18 protein-coding genes are annotated in these 20,443 nt (G+C 45.4%); 9 read left to right on the top strand and 9 right to left on the bottom strand.

What is annotated here, in order from left to right:
- The first annotated feature begins 128 nt into the window (after positions 1-128).
- Positions 129-1,397, top strand: coding sequence for an oxalate/formate MFS antiporter (gene oxlT / locus AOC28_RS06255; protein WP_072583100.1), 1,269 nt, complete (start codon positions 129-131; stop codon positions 1,395-1,397).
- A 75-nt stretch (positions 1,398-1,472) separates the two neighbouring features.
- On the opposite strand, the gene ggt is transcribed toward oxlT, so the two are convergent.
- Together ggt and AOC28_RS06245 are read right to left on the bottom strand one after the other, a co-directional pair.
- Entirely contained in the window at positions 1,473-3,071 is a 1,599-nt protein-coding gene (gene ggt, locus AOC28_RS06250) for a gamma-glutamyltransferase (protein ID WP_143143891.1), read from the bottom strand.
- A 116-nt stretch (positions 3,072-3,187) separates the two neighbouring features.
- Positions 3,188-3,430, bottom strand: a complete 243-nt coding sequence (locus tag AOC28_RS06245) for a GIY-YIG nuclease family protein (protein ID WP_083564245.1) — start codon at positions 3,428-3,430, stop codon at positions 3,188-3,190.
- 103 nt (positions 3,431-3,533) lie between these two features.
- On the opposite strand from AOC28_RS06245, the gene clpB reads away from it, so the two are divergent.
- Positions 3,534-6,137, top strand: coding sequence for an ATP-dependent chaperone ClpB (gene clpB, locus AOC28_RS06240; RefSeq protein WP_072583098.1), 2,604 nt, complete (start codon positions 3,534-3,536; stop codon positions 6,135-6,137).
- A gap of 62 nt (positions 6,138-6,199) precedes the next feature.
- Positions 6,200-7,432 (top strand): MFS transporter, encoded by a 1,233-nt coding sequence (locus AOC28_RS06235; protein WP_072583097.1) that lies wholly within the window; start codon positions 6,200-6,202, stop codon positions 7,430-7,432.
- Here the strand turns inward: AOC28_RS06235 and AOC28_RS06230 are convergent.
- Positions 7,429-8,151, bottom strand: a complete 723-nt coding sequence (locus AOC28_RS06230) for a 5-oxoprolinase subunit PxpA (protein ID WP_072583096.1) — start codon at positions 8,149-8,151, stop codon at positions 7,429-7,431. The two genes, AOC28_RS06235 and AOC28_RS06230, sit on opposite strands and share 4 nt — an antisense overlap.
- Complete coding sequence (locus AOC28_RS06225) at positions 8,148-9,890, bottom strand: urea amidolyase family protein (RefSeq protein ID WP_072583095.1); 1,743 nt, start codon at positions 9,888-9,890, stop codon at positions 8,148-8,150. Before AOC28_RS06225 ends, AOC28_RS06230 begins: the two co-directional genes overlap by 4 nt.
- Before the next feature lie 107 nt (positions 9,891-9,997).
- On the opposite strand from AOC28_RS06225, the gene AOC28_RS06220 reads away from it, so the two are divergent.
- The 6 genes from AOC28_RS06220 (at position 9,998) to AOC28_RS06195 (ending at position 16,031) form a co-directional block, all read left to right on the top strand.
- Positions 9,998-11,260: an MFS transporter gene (locus tag AOC28_RS06220; RefSeq protein WP_072583094.1), complete on the top strand. Its 1,263-nt coding sequence runs from the start codon at positions 9,998-10,000 to the stop codon at positions 11,258-11,260.
- A gap of 9 nt (positions 11,261-11,269) precedes the next feature.
- Positions 11,270-12,136 carry an amidohydrolase family protein gene (locus AOC28_RS06215; protein WP_072583093.1) on the top strand — a complete coding sequence of 289 codons (867 nt, stop codon included), beginning with the start codon at positions 11,270-11,272 and terminating at the stop codon, positions 12,134-12,136.
- 267 nt (positions 12,137-12,403) lie between these two features.
- A complete protein-coding gene (gene aceA, locus AOC28_RS06210) occupies positions 12,404-13,702 on the top strand; it encodes an isocitrate lyase (protein WP_072583092.1) in 1,299 nt (432 codons plus the stop codon).
- 114 nt (positions 13,703-13,816) lie between these two features.
- On the top strand, positions 13,817-14,257 hold the full coding sequence (locus AOC28_RS06205) for an HIT family protein (RefSeq protein WP_072583091.1): 441 nt from the start codon (positions 13,817-13,819) through the stop codon (positions 14,255-14,257).
- A 7-nt stretch (positions 14,258-14,264) separates the two neighbouring features.
- Complete coding sequence (locus AOC28_RS06200; protein ID WP_072583196.1) at positions 14,265-15,050, top strand: substrate-binding domain-containing protein; 786 nt, start codon at positions 14,265-14,267, stop codon at positions 15,048-15,050.
- 18 nt (positions 15,051-15,068) lie between these two features.
- Positions 15,069-16,031 (top strand): tripartite tricarboxylate transporter substrate binding protein, encoded by a 963-nt coding sequence (locus AOC28_RS06195; protein ID WP_072583090.1) that lies wholly within the window; start codon positions 15,069-15,071, stop codon positions 16,029-16,031.
- On the opposite strand, the gene AOC28_RS06190 is transcribed toward AOC28_RS06195, so the two are convergent.
- Genes AOC28_RS06190 through AOC28_RS06170 form a run of 5 tightly spaced genes read right to left on the bottom strand, consistent with a single transcriptional unit; the run spans position 16,028 to position 20,371 of the window.
- A complete protein-coding gene (locus AOC28_RS06190; RefSeq protein ID WP_192846860.1) occupies positions 16,028-16,459 on the bottom strand; it encodes a DUF1841 family protein in 432 nt (143 codons plus the stop codon). The two genes, AOC28_RS06195 and AOC28_RS06190, sit on opposite strands and share 4 nt — an antisense overlap.
- Positions 16,446-17,102, bottom strand: coding sequence for an endonuclease III (nth, locus tag AOC28_RS06185; RefSeq protein WP_072583089.1), 657 nt, complete (start codon positions 17,100-17,102; stop codon positions 16,446-16,448). The genes AOC28_RS06190 and nth overlap by 14 nt, the downstream gene beginning before the upstream one ends.
- On the bottom strand, positions 17,102-17,818 hold the full coding sequence (gene rsxB, locus AOC28_RS06180; protein ID WP_255407130.1) for an electron transport complex subunit RsxB: 717 nt from the start codon (positions 17,816-17,818) through the stop codon (positions 17,102-17,104). The genes nth and rsxB overlap by 1 nt, the downstream gene beginning before the upstream one ends.
- Positions 17,819-17,850: 32 nt before the next feature.
- The gene (phaZ, locus tag AOC28_RS06175; protein WP_072583087.1) at positions 17,851-19,140 is read right to left on the bottom strand and encodes a polyhydroxyalkanoate depolymerase; all 1,290 of its coding nucleotides are present in this window, start codon (positions 19,138-19,140) and stop codon (positions 17,851-17,853) included.
- A gap of 31 nt (positions 19,141-19,171) precedes the next feature.
- Positions 19,172-20,371 carry an amino acid aminotransferase gene (locus AOC28_RS06170; protein WP_072583086.1) on the bottom strand — a complete coding sequence of 400 codons (1,200 nt, stop codon included), beginning with the start codon at positions 20,369-20,371 and terminating at the stop codon, positions 19,172-19,174.
- Positions 20,372-20,443 lie beyond the last annotated feature (72 nt).

Below are 20,443 nucleotides of genomic sequence, written 5' to 3'. Positions count from 1 at the left end.
GCTGCATCAAAATGTGTGCTTCTGCACCATTTCAGGGAATATATTGGTGATTACCCGCAAATTTAGATCAAAATACAACAACAAAAGCAATTAAGAAATTTTGATTCAACAAAACCCTGGAGATTCTCATGACAGCAGCAGCATTGAGCACGGAAAGTGCTAGTAGTAACCCCTTAAAGTCGAAATGGGTGCAATTGGCTTTGGGTGTCATTTGTATGATGTCCATTTCTAGCCCGCAATATGTATGGGCTTTATTCACGAAGCCGATCATGGGTCAGCTTGGCGTTACTTTGACCGAATTACAAATAACATTTTCGATCTTGATTGTGTTGCAGACTTTTTTCTCACCATTCCAAGGTTATTTAGTAGATAAGTTTGGCCCCCGCCTTTTGTTATCTATTGGCACCATTCTGACGGGCGCAAGCTGGGTTCTTTCAGCTAACCTCACCACCGTATCTAATCTTTACCTCACCTACGGTGTATTAGGTGGCCTGGGCACCGGTATTGTTTATATCGGCGTTGTTGGCTTAATGGTTCGTTGGTTTCCAAATAATCGTGGCTTTGCAGTAGGTATGGTTGCTGCTGGTTACGGCATCGGTGCATTGCTGACGACTTTCCCAATCTCGACTAGTTTGACTGAGACAGGCATTCAGGGCACGTTGACATTCTTTGGATACATTATTGGTGCTGTTGGCTTATTGGCTGCACAAGGTATTCGCGTTCCTCACGCTGATCGCGTGCAAACAGCCGATCAAATGGCGGCTGCTGCATCTGGAGTTGCGCCAAAGGTAATGTTAAAGACACCAGTTTTTTGGCTCATGTTTTTGATGATGTCCATGATGTCTACATCCGGATTGATGGTGATCTCACAGATGGGCGCATTTGCAAAAGATTTTGGTATTACATCAGCCATGGTTTTTGGTATGGCCGCCTTGCCTCTGGCATTAACTATTGATCGTGTTACCAATGGTTTAACTCGACCAATATTTGGCTGGGTATCTGACCGCATTGGACGTGAATATACGATGACCATCGCTTTTGGTTTGGAAGCTGTTGCCATGTCTGCTTGGGTGATGACGCGCTCTGATCCTGTGATGTTCGTATTGCTCTCAGGTATTGTGTTCTTTGGTTGGGGTGAGATTTTCTCCTTGTTCCCATCTACTTTGACTGATACCTTTGGTCAAAAGCATGCCACCACAAACTACGGATTCTTATACATGGCTCAAGGCGTTGGTTCCATTATCGGCGCTCCAGTTGCAGCTTATATTCATGGTGTGACTGATAGTTGGCTACCAGTATTTGCCATCATGATCGTGTTGGATGCTACTGCAGCTCTCCTTGCGTTCTTCGTACTACGCCCAATGCGTGCTAAGTACATGAAGACACTGACTGCATAAGTTAAAAAATATTGCATAGAAAAAAGGCTACCAATTAGGTAGCCTTTTTTAATGTCACAAAATAATTGTTCAATACTAAAATGAGCTCACTGCGCCATCGCTTCTAGGGTCCCATCCGCCTTGCAATATTCCGGATGGGTTGCGAATAATGCAACCTGCATGACCAACGGTTTCATCAAAGGCGTCTAACATTTCAATTTCATGGCCTAAGGCATGAAGTTCTTTTGCGACTTCTGGACCAAAGCGTGATTCTAGTTTTAAGCTATCACTCGTTTGTCCCCAGGTGCGACCCAGTAACCAGCGTGGGCGACTAATAGCATCCTGTGGGTCAAGGCCATAAGTTGCTGTACGAGTAAATACTGCGCACTGGGTTTGTGGTTGACCATCACCACCCATCGTTCCATAAACCATTGAGCGACCATCTTTAAATAAAGCCATCGCTGGGTTAAGGGTGTGAAAAGGCTTGCGATACGGCTCAAGGTGATTGAGTGTGTTTGGATCGAGAGAAAAGCTGCAACCCCGGTTTTGCCAGTTGACACCTGAGGTAGGAAGCACAATGCCCGCCCCAAACTCATGATAGATGCTTTGAATGAAGGAAACGCAATTACCATCACCGTCAATAACACCCATCCAAATAGTATCTGCAGGACCTTTGCCTTGGCCCCACGGAAGCGCTTTATTGGGGTCAATATTCTTGGCTAACTTTTTTAGGAACGCAGGCGATAAGAAAGATTGCGCATTCTCTGTCATATACGCAGGATCTGTTACAAACTGATCGCGTATCTTAAATGCTTGCTTGGTGGCTTCAACGCAGTGGTGAACGTATTCTGGGCTATCCACCTTGAAGCGTTTTAAGTTCAGTTGATCCAAGATGCCGATGATCATCAATGAGACAACGCCTTGTGTAGGCGGCGTCATGTTGTAGACATTACCCATACTATGTTTTAGCTCAAGAGGATCTATGAGTTTTGCCTTGTGACGGTGCAAGTCATCTAATCTCAGTGGACTTCCTAACTCTGCGAGTTCTTTCGCTAATGATTCAGCCAGTTCACCGCGGTAATAGTCATCAGTTCCTTTTTTGGCAATCTGGTGCAAGGTTTTTGCGAGACGTTCTTGCTTAAAGATGCTGCCAACAGTCGGCGCTTTGCCATCCACCAAAAAAGTCTCTGCAAAGCCAGGAATAGGGCTGAGTTCCTTACGCTTCTTTTCGGTGAGGCTTGATTGGCTGAAGGTAACCGGTGTGCCAGCTTCTGCATAGTGAATCGCATCTGCCAGCAGACGGGACAGCGGTAGTTTGCCTCCTAACCCCTGTTTTGATAACTTGTGTGCTGCGCCCCAACCGGATATGGTTCCAGCAACCGTATTGGCCGCTACTGCACCACGAAAAGGGATTGCTTTTGTAATGCCGCGTTCTGCGTACCATTGCTTTGTCGCTAAACCAGCAGCTGCGCCACAGGCATCAATTCCACCCATTGCTTTGCCAGGAGAATGAATAACCCAGAAGGAGTCTCCGCCTATGGAGTTCATATGGGGGTAGACCACAGCAATAGTTGCTGCTGCAGCAATCATTGCTTCTAAGGCGTTCCCGCCTTCTCGTAAAACAGCTAAGGCTGATTCTGATGCCAGGGAGTGTGGCGCGACCGCCATTCCTCGAGTTCCCCATTTTGGTTGCATGATTAGTCTCCAGTTCAATAATTGGTTTTTTATGCCTATATTGTAGGGCTCATGCATACAGTTAACTTACTTGTCATGCACAAATTTGGTTAACCTCATATGGCCAATGAGTACTTCTAATTCTGAAAGAAAGTCAGCTTTTGGGATCGCGGCAAGCTCTTTAGGCGAAGCTCGGCTTTCGATGCCTCAGATCGATTAGGGTGCTCTTGAGTGGCTAAGAGTACAACTGGTCTGCGCGCTCTCGTATAGCGAGCGCCTTGCCCTGAGTTATGGGCTTCTAAGCGATGCTCCATACGATTGGTGATGCCGGCATAGTAGGTGCCGTCAGCGCATTCAAGAAGGTAAACAAGCCAGGTCAAAATAGGAAAAATTAGGGTTAAAAGTGGGGTAGATGCTTGAAATTATTAATATTGCCCTTATATTCTATAGATAGATATAGATGGAGTTGATTGGGTACAAAAAATGAGAATAGATAAATTAACAACCAAATTTCAAGAGGCCTTAAGTGAGGCCCAAAGTATTGCTTTAGCTAAAGACAATCAATACATCGAGCCAGCCCATCTGCTGTTGGCGATGTTGCGTGATTCTGATGGTAGCGCCAAGAGTCTATTAACTCGAGCAGGAGTTAATGTTCCCGGCCTAGAAAAAGGCGTTGAGAAGATTATTGGCAATTTCCCTGAGGTGCAGGGTACTGGTGGAGAAGTGCAGGTTGGCCGTGATTTAAGTAACTGGCTAAATCTTTGTGAAAAAGAAGCCAATAAGCGTAATGATCAATTTATTGCTGGCGAGTTGTTCTTGCTGGTAGTGGCCGATGACAAGGGTGAGCTCGGTAAAGTTGCCCGAGATAATGGATTAAATCGTAAATCGTTAGAAGCGGCTATTGATTTAGTGCGCGGAGGAGAATCAGTGAATAGTGCAGATGCTGAAGGCCAACGTGAAGCCTTAAAGAAATACACAGTAGATTTGACTGAGCGGGCTCGTATGGGCAAACTCGATCCAGTCATTGGTCGTGATGATGAGATTCGTCGCACCATTCAGATTTTGCAACGTCGCGGTAAGAATAACCCTGTACTCATTGGTGAGCCTGGTGTGGGTAAGACCGCGATCGTTGAAGGTTTAGCGCAGCGCATCGTTAATGGCGAAGTGCCTGAGACTCTGAAAAATAAGCGCGTCCTAGTCTTGGATATGGCCTTACTTCTAGCTGGCGCTAAGTACCGCGGTGAATTCGAAGAGCGCTTGAAAGCAGTTCTCAGTGATGTCGCTAAAGATGAAGGTCAAACCATTATCTTTATTGATGAGATTCATACGATGGTTGGTGCTGGTAAAGGTGATGGCGCAATGGATGCCGGCAATATGCTCAAACCCGCCTTGGCCCGTGGTGAATTGCATTGCATCGGGGCAACGACTTTGGATGAGTACCGCAAGTACATCGAAAAAGATCCTGCTTTGGAGCGTCGTTTTCAAAAAGTGATGGTGGAAGAGCCTACCGTTGAGGCAACTATTGCCATCTTACGTGGTCTTAAAGAGCGATATGAACTGCATCATGGTATCGAAATTACTGATCCAGCGATTGTTGCGGCTGCTGAGTTATCGCATCGCTACATTACGGATCGTTTCTTGCCAGATAAGGCGATTGATCTGATTGATGAAGCGGGTTCGCGCATTCGAATGGAGATCGACTCTAAGCCTGAAGTGATGGATAGGCTGGAGCGTCGCATGATTCAATTGAAGATTGAGCGTGAAGCGGTTAAGAAGGAAAAAGATGATGCTTCGCAAAAACGTCTAGGCCTCATTGAAGATGAAATTAAACGTCTGGGCGCTGAGTATGCTGATTTAGAGGAGGTTTGGAAGGCTGAGAAAGGGGCCGTGTTGGGCGCAGCTCAGCTGAAAGAGGAGATTGAAAAAGTAAGAGTAGATATTGCAAAGTTACAACGTGATGGCAAATTAGAGCAGGTTGCTGAGTTGCAATATGGCAAGTTACCTGAGCTCGAGGCTAAGTTAAAGTCTGCTGCTGCAGCAGAAGCCAAGGGCGATAAAGATGGCCTTGTGAAAAACAAATTACTACGCACTCAAGTTGGCGCAGAAGAAATTGCCGAAGTAGTTTCTCGTGCGACGGGTATTCCGGTATCCAAGATGATGCAGGGCGAACGCGATAAATTGCTCAAGATGGAAGAGTTATTGCATAAGCGCGTGGTTGGTCAAGAAGAGGCGATTCGTGCAGTATCTGATGCAATTCGTCGCTCCCGCGCTGGTTTGGCAGAAGAGAATCGTCCTTACGGCTCATTCTTATTCCTTGGGCCAACTGGTGTTGGTAAGACTGAGCTCTGCAAAGCATTGGCTGGCTTCTTGTTTGATAGCGAAGATCATTTGATTCGGATTGATATGAGTGAATTCATGGAGAAGCATAGCGTTGCGCGTTTAATCGGCGCGCCTCCTGGCTACGTAGGTTATGAAGAGGGCGGTTATTTAACTGAGCAAGTTCGTCGTCATCCTTATAGCGTGATTTTGTTCGATGAGATTGAGAAAGCGCATCCAGATGTATTTAACGTACTCTTGCAAGTGCTTGATGATGGCCGCTTAACCGATGGTCAAGGCCGTACTGTGGACTTTAAGAACACCGTCATTGTGATGACCAGTAATATTGGTTCGCATTTGATTCAGTCAATGGTAGATAAGAAGCAAGCAGAAATTAAAGAAGCGGTATTTGAAGAATTAAAAAATCACTTCCGTCCTGAGTTCTTGAACCGTATTGATGAAATCGTTGTATTCCATGGCTTGGACAAAGGCAACATTGCCAATATTGCAAAGATCCTGCTTAAAAACTTGTCAGATCGTTTGGCTAAGGTCGATATGCAGCTTGAGGTCAGTGACGCCGCTCTGAATAAGATTGCCGAGGTGGGCTTTGATCCAGTCTTTGGAGCAAGACCGCTTAAGCGGGCGATTCAGCAGCATATTGAAAACCCAGTCTCCAAGATGATTTTGGAGGGCAAGTTTGGGCCCATGGATGTAGTGCCTGTCGATGTCGATAAGGCAGGTGAGTTTAGCTTTAGCCGTCAGGTTCATTAAGTAGTCCTAAGTAGCAAATACGTAGTTCAGCAGGAATATTCCTGCCCTAGTAAACTCGGTACATGACTGTTGCGCTTAGTAGGCGTGCCAGTGATGTCCGGGTTATTGGTCTCATTAGCCTAGCTCACGGCAGCTCTCATTTCTTTCATTTAGTGCTACCTCCCATGTTCCCATGGTTGAAGGATGCTTTTGCATTGAGTTATGCCGAACTCGGTTTACTCATGTCAGTCTTTTTTGTCGTGTCTTGTATAGCTCAAGCTACATCTGGTTTTTTAGTGGACCGTATTGGGGCTAGACCAGTTCTCTTCGGTGGTGTTGGTTTGCTTGTACTTGCAGCGCTGGTATATTCACAAAGCAATGGTTACGCCATGCTGTTACTGGGCGCGGTCATTGCTGGTTGCGGTAATGGTATTTTTCATCCTGTTGATTACACGCTTATCAATCACAAAGTATCACCACCCAATCTTCCATACGCCTATTCAATGCATGGTGTCACCGGCTACTTGGGTTGGGCAGCTGCGCCAGCCTTCATGGTGGCGATTGCTCAATTAGCTGATTGGCGGATTGCATTCTTGTCTGCAGCCCTGCTAGAGGCTTGTGTCTTGGCGATTCTTTGGGTTAATAAAAATGACCTCTTAGATAATGTCAAAGAGCGTCATGAGAATACGCATGCGAGTGCACAGGCTGCCAATCCCGGCGTTACTCAGGAAAGTCCATTTGCGTTCTTGCGGTTGCCAGCAGTTTGGTTATGTTGGGTCTTCTTTTTCTTTAGCATGGCATCTACATCCAGCCTGCAATCTTTTGCACCAAGCGCGCTCTTTAGTATTTATGAGATTCCTTTGAATGTAGGCAGTTACTACATCACGCTTCTGGCCTTAGGGAGTGCTGGAGGGGTTTTATTTGGGGGTTACTTAGCGGCGAAGTTGCAGGCACCAGAAAGAATTGTCTCCACCTGTCTCTCAATTACGGTAGTAATGTGCTTATTGCTATCTACGGGATTTATTTCAATTGATCTCATTCCCCTCATTTTCTTTGCCCTGGGATTCGGATATGGAGTGGTGGCACCTTCCCGAGATCTATTGGTGAAAAAAGCAACCCCACAAGGGGTAGCTGGACGTGTTTACGGAATCGTCTATTCGGGGATTGATTTAGGCGCGGCAGTTGGCCCATTTATTTTTGGCTTCTTTATGGATGCTGGTTTACCCAAAGCCTTGTTCCTTGGAATCGTTGTATTCCAGCTCATGATTATTCCAACCGTTTTTCAGGTGAAATCAAAAAGCCGGCGAGCAGCCTAAAGCAATGCGTCTTTAATCTTTTTCGCAAATTCAACCGCATGCGGATTGTCGCCATGAATACACAGGGTATCGGCCTGGATTTTGATTTCACTGCCATCAATTGCAATCACTTTCCCATTCCTTGACATATCGATCGCTTGATTAAGCGCTTCGGATTCATCCTCAATGACAGCACCCGCCTGACTTCGCGGAACCAGAAAACCTTCTTCAGTGTATTTGCGATCTGCGAATACCTCTTGCCATACCGGCACATTCAATTCTTTTGCAGCATCGATCATGCAGCTTCCTGCTAAACCATACAAAATGACTTCGGGGCCTAAATCTTTTACGGCCCGTGCTATTCCTCTGGCAAGCTTCATATCCTTAGCCGCTTGGTTGTATAGGGCACCATGAGGTTTGACATGATGCAATGTAGTTCCGGCGGCCTTAACAAAAGCTTTTAAGGCGCCAGCCTGGTAGAGGACATAGTTGTATGCATCTTGCTCAGATATAGCCATCTCTCGCCTTCCAAATCCCTCGAGATCCGGAAAGCCAGGGTGCGCCCCAATATGCACACTCTTTTGGGTTGCCATTTCAACCAATTTCTTCATGCGGGCTGGATCACCAGCATGCCATCCACAGGCGATATTGGTGGATGTAATGTAGTTAAGTAATAAGGCATCGTTACCCATTTCCCAGGCACCAAAGCCTTCGCCCATATCGCTATTAATGTCCATCATGTATTTCCACTGGTTTGAATCATTGCTTGAATCGAGTTAATGGTTGATTGTTGTAACTTTAACGCTTCCGTATTCAAAAGATCTGCCTCCTGAATATCTATAGGAATAAATTGTATTTTTTCGCCTGGCCTTAATTGCGCTAGCTTCACCATATCGGAGCGAATAATTTCAGCTAAGCGTGGATATCCACCAGTGGTTTGGTGCTCTGCAAGCATCACAATAGGTTCATGTGACGGTGGGAACTGTAAAGTTCCAAACGTAATTGCTTGCGATGGGATGTTGGGTAAATCCTTTTTTACCTTGAACTCACCTTGAAGACGCAGGCCCATGCGGTTACTTTGATTGCTCACAGTCCAAATAGTGGACCAAAATAATTCTCGCTCTTTAATCGGGAGGAGGGATAAATGCGGGCCTGCTAAACAATGGACAGGGGTAACCGCTTTTAGAGGCACAAAAGGTGATCTCACATGCCATTTTGCATAGCATGGCAATTGATCTTCTTTGAATAGAGATTTTAATAAGGTGGATTTGAGTGGCGCATGAGGATTCGTGAGCGATAAAATTTGACCTTTTTCTATACGCTTTGGTCCGATATCTGCACTGATGTGTGATCCTGAGCGACCTAAAATCTCTGGTAACTGTAGCCCACCGCCGATCGCTAATACCGCACGGAATCCGGAGTTAAACGGCAAGAATTTAAGCGTACTTCCCTTTGCCAACCAAACGGGTCGATTCCCAGGGATGCGTTGACCATTCACAATGCCATCGCAATCTGCTCCAACCCAGGCGATACAAGTTGCTTGATGAAATAGAAGGGTTGGACCGCTAGACGTCATTTCTATAGCAGCCATTCCTATTGGATTGCCCACTAAAGCATTGGCAAGATGTAATGAGGATAAATCGCAAGCACCTCCAGGGCCCACTGCCCAATGTGAAAATCCCAATCTTGGCTCATCTTGAATGCTCGTAAAAGTTCCCGACTGTAATACTTCAATAGATCCTTCAGCATTGTTTTTATCTAGTGCGCGGATAACTTCCTGATGTGAATTTTTCTGATCTAATTTTTGAAACTCATCCAATGTAATTTCTTCAATCTGCATTTGGTCGCCCGCCATGAATAATCCTGGGGGATGATTTTGAATATCAAACATTTGATTAGGAGATCTACCAATCAGATTCCATCCCCCAGGTGTAGTTCGTGGATAAATTGCGGTTTGTAGCTCTGCAATTGCCACGCTACCTTTCGGGACTACTGGCCGGGGAGAGGGCAGGCGAGGTAAAAGCAACTTAGGGTTAAGGCCACTGAAGTACGCAAACCCAGGCATAAAACCTAGAATATCTGCCGTATAAAGATTGTTCTTATGAAGATTGACCGCCTCTTCAATGGATAGTTTGCAGGCCTTGGCGATGTCATGTAGATCTAATGCAACATCTGGGTGATAGCAAACTTGAATACGGTGAATTTTGGCCGGATAAGCTGAATACTTCTTTTGCTTTTCTCCTTGCTTGCTCATTTTTTCTAGGTCTGCGAAAGCTTGCTGGCGCGTTAAGCTCGGCTCCTTAATTCCACTCTGCAATTGAATAACCAATGAATCCAATCCGGGCACGATTTCAGCAGCCCATAAGGGTTTTTCGGCTAAGAGCAATTTGCTAAGCTCATGAATATCTTTTAAAGCTTGCTTTGATTTTGAGAAATCAATCGATATGCTGTGGTCGCCAATTAGTGTGCAGTGCATCATGATGGAGTGTTAAGGGTTTTCTCTAGTTTGCCCTGCAGCAGGAGTAATTGAGTTATAAAGATGGTACTCATTCATTAATTTAAAGCCTAAAAAATAAAGGAGACAAAATGAGTCAACAACCGGATACCAGTCTGACTGGTTTTTACAAAGTCATGAATCCCAAGGAGAAGAAAACCTTTTGGGGTTGCTTCTTAGGCTGGGCATTAGACGGCATGGACTTCATGATTTACCCTTTAGTAATTGGAACCATTATTGCAGTATGGCAGGTTGATCGGGGTATGGCCGGTCTTGCAGTAACCGGAACTCTTTTGGCCTCTGCTTTTGGTGGATGGTTTGCGGGTTATTTGGCCGATCGAATCGGTCGTGTTCGCACTCTTCAGTTCACGATTCTTTGGTTCTCTAGTTTTAGTTTGATTTGTGCATTCACACAAGACTTTAATCAGCTCATGATTGCTCGCGCACTCTTAGGTTTTGGTTTTGGTGGCGAGTGGGCGGCTGGTGCAGTATTGATGGGCGAGACTATTCGTGCTGAATATCGTGGTCGTGCTGTAGGTACTGTGCAATCTGCGTGGGCAGTAGGTTGGGGCGCTGCAGTTCTCTTGCAAGCCATTATGTTTAGTTTATTGCCGGCAGATATGGCCTGGCGCGCAATGTTTGTTGTGGGCTTCTTCCCAGCATTACTTTTGCTCTATATCCGTCGTAATGTAGAGGAGCCTGAGATTGCGAAGATTGCTCGTGAAAAAGTAGAGGCAGCCGGGAAATCACCATCTATTTTTGAAATCTTCAAGCCTGGTATTTTAAAAACAACTATTCTTGCTTCTTTGTTAACCATGGGTGCACAAGGTGGTTACTACGCCATTACTACTTGGGTGCCAACCTTCCTAAAGGCTGAGCGTAAATTGACAGTGGTTGGTTCCACTGGTTACTTGGCATTCTTAATTGTTGGTAGTTTTGTTGGTTATTTAGTTGGCGCTTGGATGGCTGATCGCTTTGGCCGCCGGAAACTCTTTATGACTTTCTCATTGGGTGCAATTGTTTTGGTGTTGGCTTATACCCAGTTAGAAATCACGAATGAAATGATGATGTGGCTTGGCTTTCCTTTAGGATTTTTTGCCAGCGGTTATTTCTCAGGTATGGGTGCATTTTTAACTGAGTTATTCCCAACACGTTTGCGTGGATCTGGTCAGGGCTTTTGCTACAACTTTGGTCGCGGTATCGGCGCCTTATTCCCTGCTTTAGTTGGTTACTTCTCAGCTCAATATGGATTGGCCATGGCGATTGCGATCTTTGCAGTCATTGCTTACGGCGTTTTCTTTATAGCCGCAGTAATTCTTCCCGAAACTAAAGGACGCGAATTGCAGGCTAACTAACGGTTTTTTGTGACAAAAAAAGATATTCCGTTTTGCCCAGGACCGCCCGATCATCAGGGCGGTCCTTTTCCTTTCAAGATGCCTGTAGGTGCCGTAGACACTCATGCACACGTCATTAGCGCTGCTAGTTTTGTGCCTGATCGTTCTTATACCTCTCCTGAGGCAACAGAGGAGCAATACATCCGAATGCTTGATGAGGTTGGGATGACCTATGGCGTGCTAATTCAAGTCAGTGTAAATGGTCAAGATAACGAGCCAATGCTGAAGGTGTTGAAAAATTATCCGCATCGCTTGCGTGGAGTCGCGGTACCGTTGCTTGGTCAAGCGGATTCTTATTACCAGCGAATGAAAGATGCCGGCGTAGTGGGTATTCGTATGAATCTGATGTTTTCCGGTGGCGGTTTAGATATCTCTAGGCTTGAAGAATGTGATGCGCTAGCAAGGGATTGGGGATGGCATATTCAATTTCTGCTAGATGCAAATGATCTTCCAGTGTTAATGCCGCGCATGCAAAAGTTAAAGTCCACGCTAGTGGTTGATCACATGGGCTACTTAAGAACTTCTGTTGGTCTGGATTCACCTGGTTTTAAAGCACTCGTTGATTTGGTGCGAGAGAGGGCATGGGTCAAGGTGTCAGGTGCATATCGATTAACTGATCAATCGCCCCCTTATCCAGATGTCGTCCCTTATGCAAAGGCATTAATTGATGCCGCGCCTGATCGTTGCGTCTGGGGTTCTGATTGGCCGCACGTGGCCAATTGGGGTGTTATGCCAACGGTGGCGCAGATGCTTGAAAGCCTCGCTTTGTATGCGCCAGATGAGTCCATGCGCAATCGTATCCTCTGCACCAATCCGCAGACGCTTTACTTTTCATAATGTGAAATTGCATTACGCTGCGTAAAATGCACTGCAGTAAGCTATCCCTTGTTTTATTCCAAGCAATGGATATGCATTCCGCATTGTAAAAATAAGAACATAAGTTATTGAATTTAAATAACTAAATATTTTCAAAAATATCTCAAATTTCTCTTGCGTGCTTTATCGAACTGTCTAAACTCTTATATAAGACATAAGACATAAGACTTGAATGGGTCTTAAAGATTTTCAAATTTTGAAGTACTTGTTTAACTTAGGGAGAAAAACATGGCAGATCGCAAAGCAGAAATCGCAGCACTACAAAAAGACTGGGATACCAATCCACGCTGGAAAGGTATTACTCGTGGCTATACGGCTGAGGACGTAGTGCGTCTTCGCGGTTCATTGAAAATTGAGCACACTTTAGCTAAGCATGGCGCTGAGCGTCTTTGGGAATTAGTAAATAACGAAGCTTACGTTAACTGTTTAGGTGCTTTGACTGGTGGTCAAGCAATGCAACAAGTTAAAGCTGGCGTACAAGCAATTTACTTATCTGGTTGGCAGGTTGCTGCTGACGGTAACTCATACGCAGCGATGTATCCAGACCAATCTTTGTATCCAGTAGATTCAGTTCCTAAAATGGTTGAGCGTATTAATAACTCATTCCAACGTGCTGATGAAATCCAAACAGCCAAAGGTATCAACAAAGGTGACGCTGGCTATATTGAATATTTTGCCCCTATCGTAGCTGACGCTGAAGCTGGTTTTGGTGGTGTGTTGAATGCATTTGAATTAAGCAAAGCATTGATCAAGCAAGGTGCTGCTGGCGTTCACTTCGAAGACCAATTGTCTTCTGTTAAGAAGTGTGGCCACTTGGGCGGCAAAGTATTGTTGCCTACTGCTGAGTCTGTTCAGAAATTGATCTCTGCACGTTTAGCTGCTGACGTTATGGGCGTTTCCACCATCATTTTGGCTCGTACTGATGCAGAAGCCGCCGATTTATTGACATCTGATTACGATGCAAACGATAAGCCATTCTTGACAGGTGAGCGCACACCAGAGGGCTTCTACAAAACACGTAAGGGCTTGGATCAAGCGATCTCACGTGGTTTAGCTTACGCTGCTTACGCTGATATGGTTTGGTGTGAAACTGGTACACCTGACCTTGAGTTTGCTCGTCAGTTTGCTGAGGCAATTCGCGCGAAGTTCCCAGGCAAGATGTTGGCTTACAACTGCTCACCATCTTTCAACTGGAAGAAAAACTTGGACGATGCAACGATTGCTAAATTCCAACGTGAATTAGGTGCAATGGGCTACAAGTATCAGTTCATCACATTGGCTGGTATCCACTCTATGTGGTACAACATGTTCGACTTGGCTCAAGACTACATGCAGCGCGGAATGACTGCATACATCGAGAAAGTACAAGAACCTGAATTCGCTGCTCGTGACCGTGGTTATACATTCGTTTCACATCAGCAAGAAGTAGGTACTGGTTACTTCGACGATGTAACTACCGTGATTCAAGGCGGTAAGTCTTCTGTAACAGCATTGACTGGTTCTACTGAAGAAGAGCAGTTCCATTAAGCCTTAATAGATCCCTAAGTGGTCAGTAGTAAGCAGTAATACACCAATACTGCCTCGGCACCTAAATGACCCCACAAGGGTGACTTAGGTGCCGTTTTCGTTTACATTCTTCTCATGACCAATTGCGTACTCTGTAAAGACGAGCTCAAACCCGAAGAAGGGCAGCTTATTTGGCGTGGAGATGACTGCCGTGTCATTCTGGTGAACGACCCTGATCTACCTGGTTTCTGTAGAGTGATTTGGAATCGACATGTAGCCGAAATGACCGATCTTGGCCATGGAGAGCGAGATCATCTGATGGCTTTGGTGTTTGCTGTGGAAGAAGCTATTCGCCACGTCATGCATCCGGATAAGGTCAATATCGCCGCTCTAGGCAATATGGTTCCTCATATTCATTGGCATATCATCCCTAGATTTAAAGATGATGCATTCTTCCCGGGTTCTGCTTGGTCTCAGAAAACCCAAGAAACACAACCGACTGTATTGGATGCTAGAAGAAGTAAAGCCCAAGAACTGCCTATAGCCATTAAGGCTGCAATTGCTAATCTATCTTAAAGATTTAATGCGTAAGTTATTTTTTGTTTCTTTAATACTTGTAACCAATGTATTGTCGGTTGGTTTTGTCCATGCAGATGAGATTCGGGTTATTACTTCAGGCGCATTTGCGGAAGCGTTGAAAGACTTGGTCCCTGAGTATGAAAAGCAATCGCCAAACAAGGTAATTATTTCGTATGGCTCATCCATGGGGGCTGCACCAGATTCCATTCCCTCTAGATTGGCCAAGGGTGAGCAATTTGATGTGCTTATTTTGGCTGCACCTGCCTTAGATGGGTTTATTAAAAACGGCGTAGTTCAATCAGGGACTAGGGTAGATCTGGTGGAATCGGTCATGGGTGCAGTAGTAAAGGCTGGCGCACCAAAGCCAGATATCAGCACTATGAGCGGGCTTAAAGCTGCCCTGTTAAACGCTAAATCAGTTGCCTATTCAGCAAGCGCTAGCGGCGTTTATTTATCGACAGAGCTTTTCCCAAAAATGGGTATTTCTGAGCAGATGGATAAAACTGCAAGAAAAATATATAGCGAAAGAGTTGCTTCAGTTGTAGCTAGAGGAGATGCAGACTTGGGCTTTCAGCAAGTAAGTGAGCTGCTTCCGATTCCTGGCGTAACCTTTATTGGTGAGCTGCCGCAAGAAGCGCAAAAGACAGTATTATTTTCTGCAGGCATTACGAGTAACACCCAAAATGTACATGCGTCAAAAGATTTAATTATGTTCTTAGCATCAACAAAGGCAGCGCCAACCATTCAAAAGGCAGGATTGAAGCCGGTATTGCCGACATTACCTTGGTAGGATAAATAGGAAAATAAAATGAAGTTTTTTTCGAGTGTTGTTCTGGTTGCCCTTCCCTTTTTAGGTCTTAACTCGGCATTTGCTGCTGATCCTTGGTCTAATCACCCAATTAAATTTGTTGTTGGGTTTGGTCCTGGTGGTGCTAACGATACGGTTGCAAGAGTGGTTGCTGAAGCGGCCTCAAAGCAATTGGGTCAACCCATCATTGTTGAGAATAAGCCAGGTGCTGGCTCTGTATTGGGTGCAGACTTTGTAGCAAAGAGCGCGCCAGATGGTTACACCTTCTTTGTTAGTGCCGGTGGAATCGTGACCAACCCAATGATTAAGTCATCCATGCCATACAAGGAAGGGGATTTAGTGCCCGTTGGAATGCTTGCTATAAGCCCATCCATTATTGTTGTCTCGGCAGATTCAAAAATTAATAATATGAAAGATCTGCTGGTGTTGGCAAAAGATCCAAAAGGCTTAAACTTTTCTACTGCCGGTACTGGAAGTACTCCACACTTTGTCGCCGAAATGTTGAAGGTGAAGGGCGGTGGCAAGTATGAAATCATTCCCTACAAGAGTGGTTCCGAAGGAATGGTAGCTGTTATCTCTAATCAAGTTGATGCAACCTCAGAGGCCAGCGTTGTAGTAATTCCGCAGATTCAGGGCGGCAAATTAAAAGCAATTGCCTCCACCTGGAATAAAAGAATTACTGCTCTACCTGATGTTCCAACAACGAAGGAGCAGGGATATCCTGAAGTTTTCATAGGCCACTGGGCCGGTGTTTTTGCCCCTAAAGGTACGCCAGATGCCATATTGGAGAAAATGAATCATGCAATCAATGCAGGGCTAAAAACTGCTGCAGTACAAAGTCGTTTGACTCCGCAGGGCATTGAGCCATCACCAGGAACAAGGGCTTCGTTTACTAAATTTTTGGCGGATGAAAAGACAAGGCTGGAGCCTATAGTGAAGCGCGCCAATATGAAAGAGGATTAAACCAATTTCTTGAGGGCTTCGAGATACTTCTCTGGATTGAGTGGTTGTCCCTCACGCTGTGCTTCCCACATAACTTGACCTAAGCATTCCATGATGACATGTTGTGCTTCATGCATTGAACCTAGTTTTTGTGACAGCTTGTCTGCAATCTCTTTAATGCCAGGAGGTTGATTAATAGAGATCTGCTCGCTGATCGACAAATGCATTGATAAATGTAGGAATGGATTAGTCTCGCCGCGCTCTGGTGTGTAGTCCTGTCCTAGAGCACCCTCTGGGTCCGCTAGTAGGTCGTGATATTCAGGATGCTCAACCATCCAATCGCTTGCGAGTGTCTCCATCTGATCAAGAATGTGATTCTCGGTCTTCTTTTTCCAGGTATCACAGAAAAAACGCCGCACTTCTTCACGAGTTGGATTAAATATCGCCACGAACTTTTCCTTTGCCAGTTTTTTGTTTAAATCCGCATAGTGGCTCTACTATGCATTGTGCGCAATCTGGATTACGTGCCTTGCAGGTATATCGACCATGCAGAATAAGCCAGTGATGAGCATCTAATAGATATTCTTTAGGTACACGCTTAAGTAATTGCTGCTCCACCTTGAGAACATCCTTGCCTGGCGCTAGGCCAGTTCGGTTAGAGACTCTAAAAATGTGAGTATCAACAGCCATGGCGATTTGTCCAAAGGCAGTATTCAGTATGACATTGGCTGTTTTCCTGCCAACACCTGGTAGAGCTTCTAATTCTTCGCGAGTCTGCGGTACTTCTCCACCATGTTTCTCAAGGAGTAGTCGACAGGTTTCCTGAATATGCTTACCTTTAGAGTTGAATAATCCAATATGCTGAATAAAAGGTCTAACACCTTCTTCACCAAGATCTAAAAGGGCTTGCGGGGTATTGGCAACCTCGTAGAGTTTGCGCGTTCCCTTATTGACTGAAATATCGGTTGCTTGTGCCGATAGTAATACTGCAATTAATAACTCAAATGGCGAGCTATATTCCAGCTCAGTTTCTGGTTTGGGATTATTGGCTTTAAGCTGCTCAAAAAAAGCACGACGCTTTTCTGGATTCATCATTTCTTTAGTTGGGCTCTTGCGATGGCTGCAGCAATAATGGCGCGTTTGCGTTCTTGCTCTTTTAATTCATCGGCAGAGGAAGAAATTTCTGCATTAACCATGGATAATTTTGCCGCAGCCTTTTTTGCCAAGCGATCATCATTATCTTTTTGCTCTCTATCAAGACGTTGTTCGCGATCGTGATAACGCTGACGAGAAGCATTAGCTAACTCCTGAGACCAAGCTTCCCAGCCGGTTTTACTTTCAGTGACATCAATCATGCTGATGCAATCTACTGGGCATGGCGGAATGCAGAGATCACAACCAGTACACCACTCAGTCAGCACCACGTGCATTTGTTTAGAGGCGCCAACAATCGCATCGACGGGACATGCCTGAATGCATAAGGTGCAGCCAATACACTTTTGTGGGTCGATAAAAGCAACTGGCCTGGGGCGTTCAACTCCACACTCTGGATCAATGGTGGGGTGAAGCTCAAAAGCATCTTGTGGGTAGATAGGCATTAGCACCTTGCTCAGACGCTCAATACCTTCAACCCCACCAGGTGGGCAGCGATTCGGCAAGACATCCCCACTAGCCATTGCTTCTGCATACCCCCTGCAGTCTGGGTATCCGCATTTAGTGCATTGCGTTTGTGGAAGAAGATCTTCTAGGCGATTAGTGAGTTCATTCGCCTGATTGATTTTCATTGAATTGCTAGTTCCTAAGTAAATGAGAGACGCTGTGGTCTCTCATTTTGTCGGGTTTATTTTGCGTTTAGTTTGGGTAAACGCGCTTTAGTCTTTCTTTGCGCGGGTTGGTGGTCGCGAATAAAGGATTTGATCTTTGGGTACACTTTCTCACGCCAACGACGACCAGCGAAGATGCCGTAGTGACCTGCGCCCATTACTTCGTAGTGATCTTTATCTTGCTTTGGAATGCCTGCGCATAAAGCATGTGCAGAGCGTGTTTGACCACTTCCAGAGATGTCATCTAACTCACCTTCAATAGTGAGGAGAGCGGTCTTTTTAATGTCTTGTGGTTTAACAAGTTCACCAGACACTTCCCAAGTGCCGTTTGGCAATGAATAGTCTTGGAAAACAGTCTTAATGGTATCTAAGTAGAACTTGGAATCCAAGTCTAGAACAGCGTTGTACTCATCGTAGAAGCGGATATGTGATTCGGCATCTTGTTCATCGCCGCGCACTAAGTTTTGGAAGTAATCCCAATGAGATTGCAAATGGTTTTGCGGGTTCATGGCAATAAAGCCAGTGTGCTGCAAGAAGCCTGGATATACACGACGACCTGCGCCTGGATAGTTAGGCGGCACGTTATAAATCACGTGACTCTCAAACCACTCAAAAGACTTTTGATCGGCTAGGTTATTTACTGCAGTCGGTGATTTGCGTGCATCAATGGGGCCACCCATCATGATCATGGAGGCTGGAGTGGCTTCACCAGCTGATGCCATCAATGAGATTGCACCTAATGTTGGAACGGTGGGTTGGCAAACTGAAATCACATGTAAATCTTTTGCGCCAATGGTGCGAATGAATTCTTGAACGTAATGAACATAGTCATCAAGACCAAATTCACCATCTTCTACCGGTACCAAACGCGCATCGATCCAATCGGTGATGTAAACCTTATGGTCTTGCAAGAGGGTGCGTACTGTGTCGCGAAGCAAAGTGGAGTGGTGTCCAGATAATGGAGCTACCACCAATACTGTTGGATCTTCTTTGAGTTTCTTGATAACTTCTACATCATCAGAGAAGCGCTTGAAGCGTACCAAGTTACAGAATGGCTTTGCAACTGCAGTTCTTTCATGAATGGCAACTTCTTTGCCATGGGCTTGTACTGAGCGAATACCAAACTCTGGCTTCTTGTAGTTTTTGCCTAAGCGATAGAGGAGTTCATAGCTAGCAGCCAATCGATCTGATCCCGGGACCTTAGAGGCTGGATTAGAAGCATTAATAAAAGCTTCTGAAGCAGCGCGTGCCCAAGAACTAACGGGTTGAAGTAAGGCTTTTTGAAACTCATGTAACTGATATAGCATGGTACCTCCGGTAATTCAGTGTATCCGCTTATTACGCCAATACGCGGGCGATTGCTTTAGCCACTTTATCAATATTTTTTGTATTAAGGGCTGCAACACAAATGCGTCCAGTAGAAAGGGCATAAATGCCGTCCTCTTTCTGTAAGCGATCAACTTGCTCAGCTGTTAAGCCTGAGTAAGAAAACATTCCACGTTGCTTCTCGATAAAAGCAAAGTCTTGCTTTACACCAGCAGCAGCGAGTTTTTCAACCAGACCATGACGCATTGCTTTAATGCGGTCACGCATTTCTGCCAACTCATCTTCCCAGAGCTTGCGTAATTCTGGTGAATTCAAAACAGCAGCAGCAATTGCAGCGCCGTGAGTTGGAGGGTTGGAATAGTTTGTACGAATAACACGCTTCAATTGTGAAAGGACGCGCGTGGATTCATCTTTGCTTTGTGTCACGATAGACAGGGCGCCAACACGCTCACCATAGAGCGAGAATGATTTTGAGAAAGAGCTTGATACAAAGAAAGACATGCCTGAGTCAGCAAAGAGGCGAACTGCAATACCGTCTTTCTCAATCCCATCAGCAAAGCCTTGGTAGGCCATATCCAAGAAGGGGATGAGACCTTTGTTCTTGCAGATATCAATCACTTGGCGCCATTGCGCTTCTGTAATATCTGCACCAGTAGGGTTGTGGCAGCAAGCGTGCAACAACACGGTCGTGTTCTTTGGGAAAGACTCTAAGGACTTCACCATACCGTCAAAATCTACGCCACGAGTTTTGCCGTCAAAGTAGGTGTACTCGACAACATCAAAACCAGCAGATTCAAAAATGCCGCGATGGTTTTCCCAAGTCGGGTTGCTAATCGCGCAAGGTGCATTGAGGTTCAGGCGCTTAATGAAATCCGCACCAACGCGCAATGCACCGGTTCCACCAAGGCATTCGGCTGTGACAACGCGACCGTCTTTAATGAGTGCGGAGTCAGCGCCAAACAATAAATTTTGCACTGCACTGTTATATGGGTTTGGTCCTTCGATTGGAATGTAGCTACGTGGCGAGTGCTTTGCAACAATCGCCTCTTCAGCTTTAATCACCGCCTTAAGAAGTGGAACTTTGCCTTCGTCGGTGTAATACACACCAACACCTAAATTCACCTTGTCAGCGCGTTGGTCTGCAACGTAGGCTTCTGTGAGGCCAAAAATAGGATCTTTAGGGGCTAGCTGGACTGAGGCAAACAGGGTCATTTGAGGTCGAAAGTGATGGTTAGAGGGTAATTGGGGGTGGTTTTATGTGTTGTTGACGTTAAATTCAGTTTA

It is taken from the genome of Polynucleobacter sp. MWH-Adler-W8 (assembly GCF_001889925.1).
In the GTDB taxonomy this organism is placed as follows: Bacteria; Pseudomonadota; Gammaproteobacteria; order Burkholderiales; family Burkholderiaceae; genus Polynucleobacter.
Note: the sequence above shows the minus strand (reverse complement) of the source record. Positions and strands in the feature narration are given on the sequence as shown.

Excerpts from the sequence above, each read along its gene's own strand:
- aceA (WP_072583092.1), top strand. The coding sequence starts at position 12,404 with ATGGCAGATCGCAAAGCAGAAATCGCAGCACTACAAAAAGACTGGGAT.
- AOC28_RS06200 (WP_072583196.1), top strand. The coding sequence starts at position 14,265 with ATGCGTAAGTTATTTTTTGTTTCTTTAATACTTGTAACCAATGTATTG.
- clpB (WP_072583098.1), top strand. The coding sequence starts at position 3,534 with ATGAGAATAGATAAATTAACAACCAAATTTCAAGAGGCCTTAAGTGAG.
- AOC28_RS06220 (WP_072583094.1), top strand. The coding sequence starts at position 9,998 with ATGAGTCAACAACCGGATACCAGTCTGACTGGTTTTTACAAAGTCATG.
- ggt (WP_143143891.1), bottom strand. The coding sequence starts at position 3,071 with ATGCAACCAAAATGGGGAACTCGAGGAATGGCGGTCGCGCCACACTCC.
- AOC28_RS06230 (WP_072583096.1), bottom strand. The coding sequence starts at position 8,151 with ATGATGGACATTAATAGCGATATGGGCGAAGGCTTTGGTGCCTGGGAA.
- AOC28_RS06195 (WP_072583090.1), top strand. The coding sequence starts at position 15,069 with ATGAAGTTTTTTTCGAGTGTTGTTCTGGTTGCCCTTCCCTTTTTAGGT.
- AOC28_RS06225 (WP_072583095.1), bottom strand. The coding sequence starts at position 9,890 with ATGATGCACTGCACACTAATTGGCGACCACAGCATATCGATTGATTTC.
- oxlT (WP_072583100.1), top strand. The coding sequence starts at position 129 with ATGACAGCAGCAGCATTGAGCACGGAAAGTGCTAGTAGTAACCCCTTA.
- nth (WP_072583089.1), bottom strand. The coding sequence starts at position 17,102 with ATGAATCCAGAAAAGCGTCGTGCTTTTTTTGAGCAGCTTAAAGCCAAT.
- phaZ (WP_072583087.1), bottom strand. The coding sequence starts at position 19,140 with ATGCTATATCAGTTACATGAGTTTCAAAAAGCCTTACTTCAACCCGTT.
- AOC28_RS06205 (WP_072583091.1), top strand. The coding sequence starts at position 13,817 with ATGACCAATTGCGTACTCTGTAAAGACGAGCTCAAACCCGAAGAAGGG.
- AOC28_RS06170 (WP_072583086.1), bottom strand. The coding sequence starts at position 20,371 with ATGACCCTGTTTGCCTCAGTCCAGCTAGCCCCTAAAGATCCTATTTTT.
- AOC28_RS06235 (WP_072583097.1), top strand. The coding sequence starts at position 6,200 with ATGACTGTTGCGCTTAGTAGGCGTGCCAGTGATGTCCGGGTTATTGGT.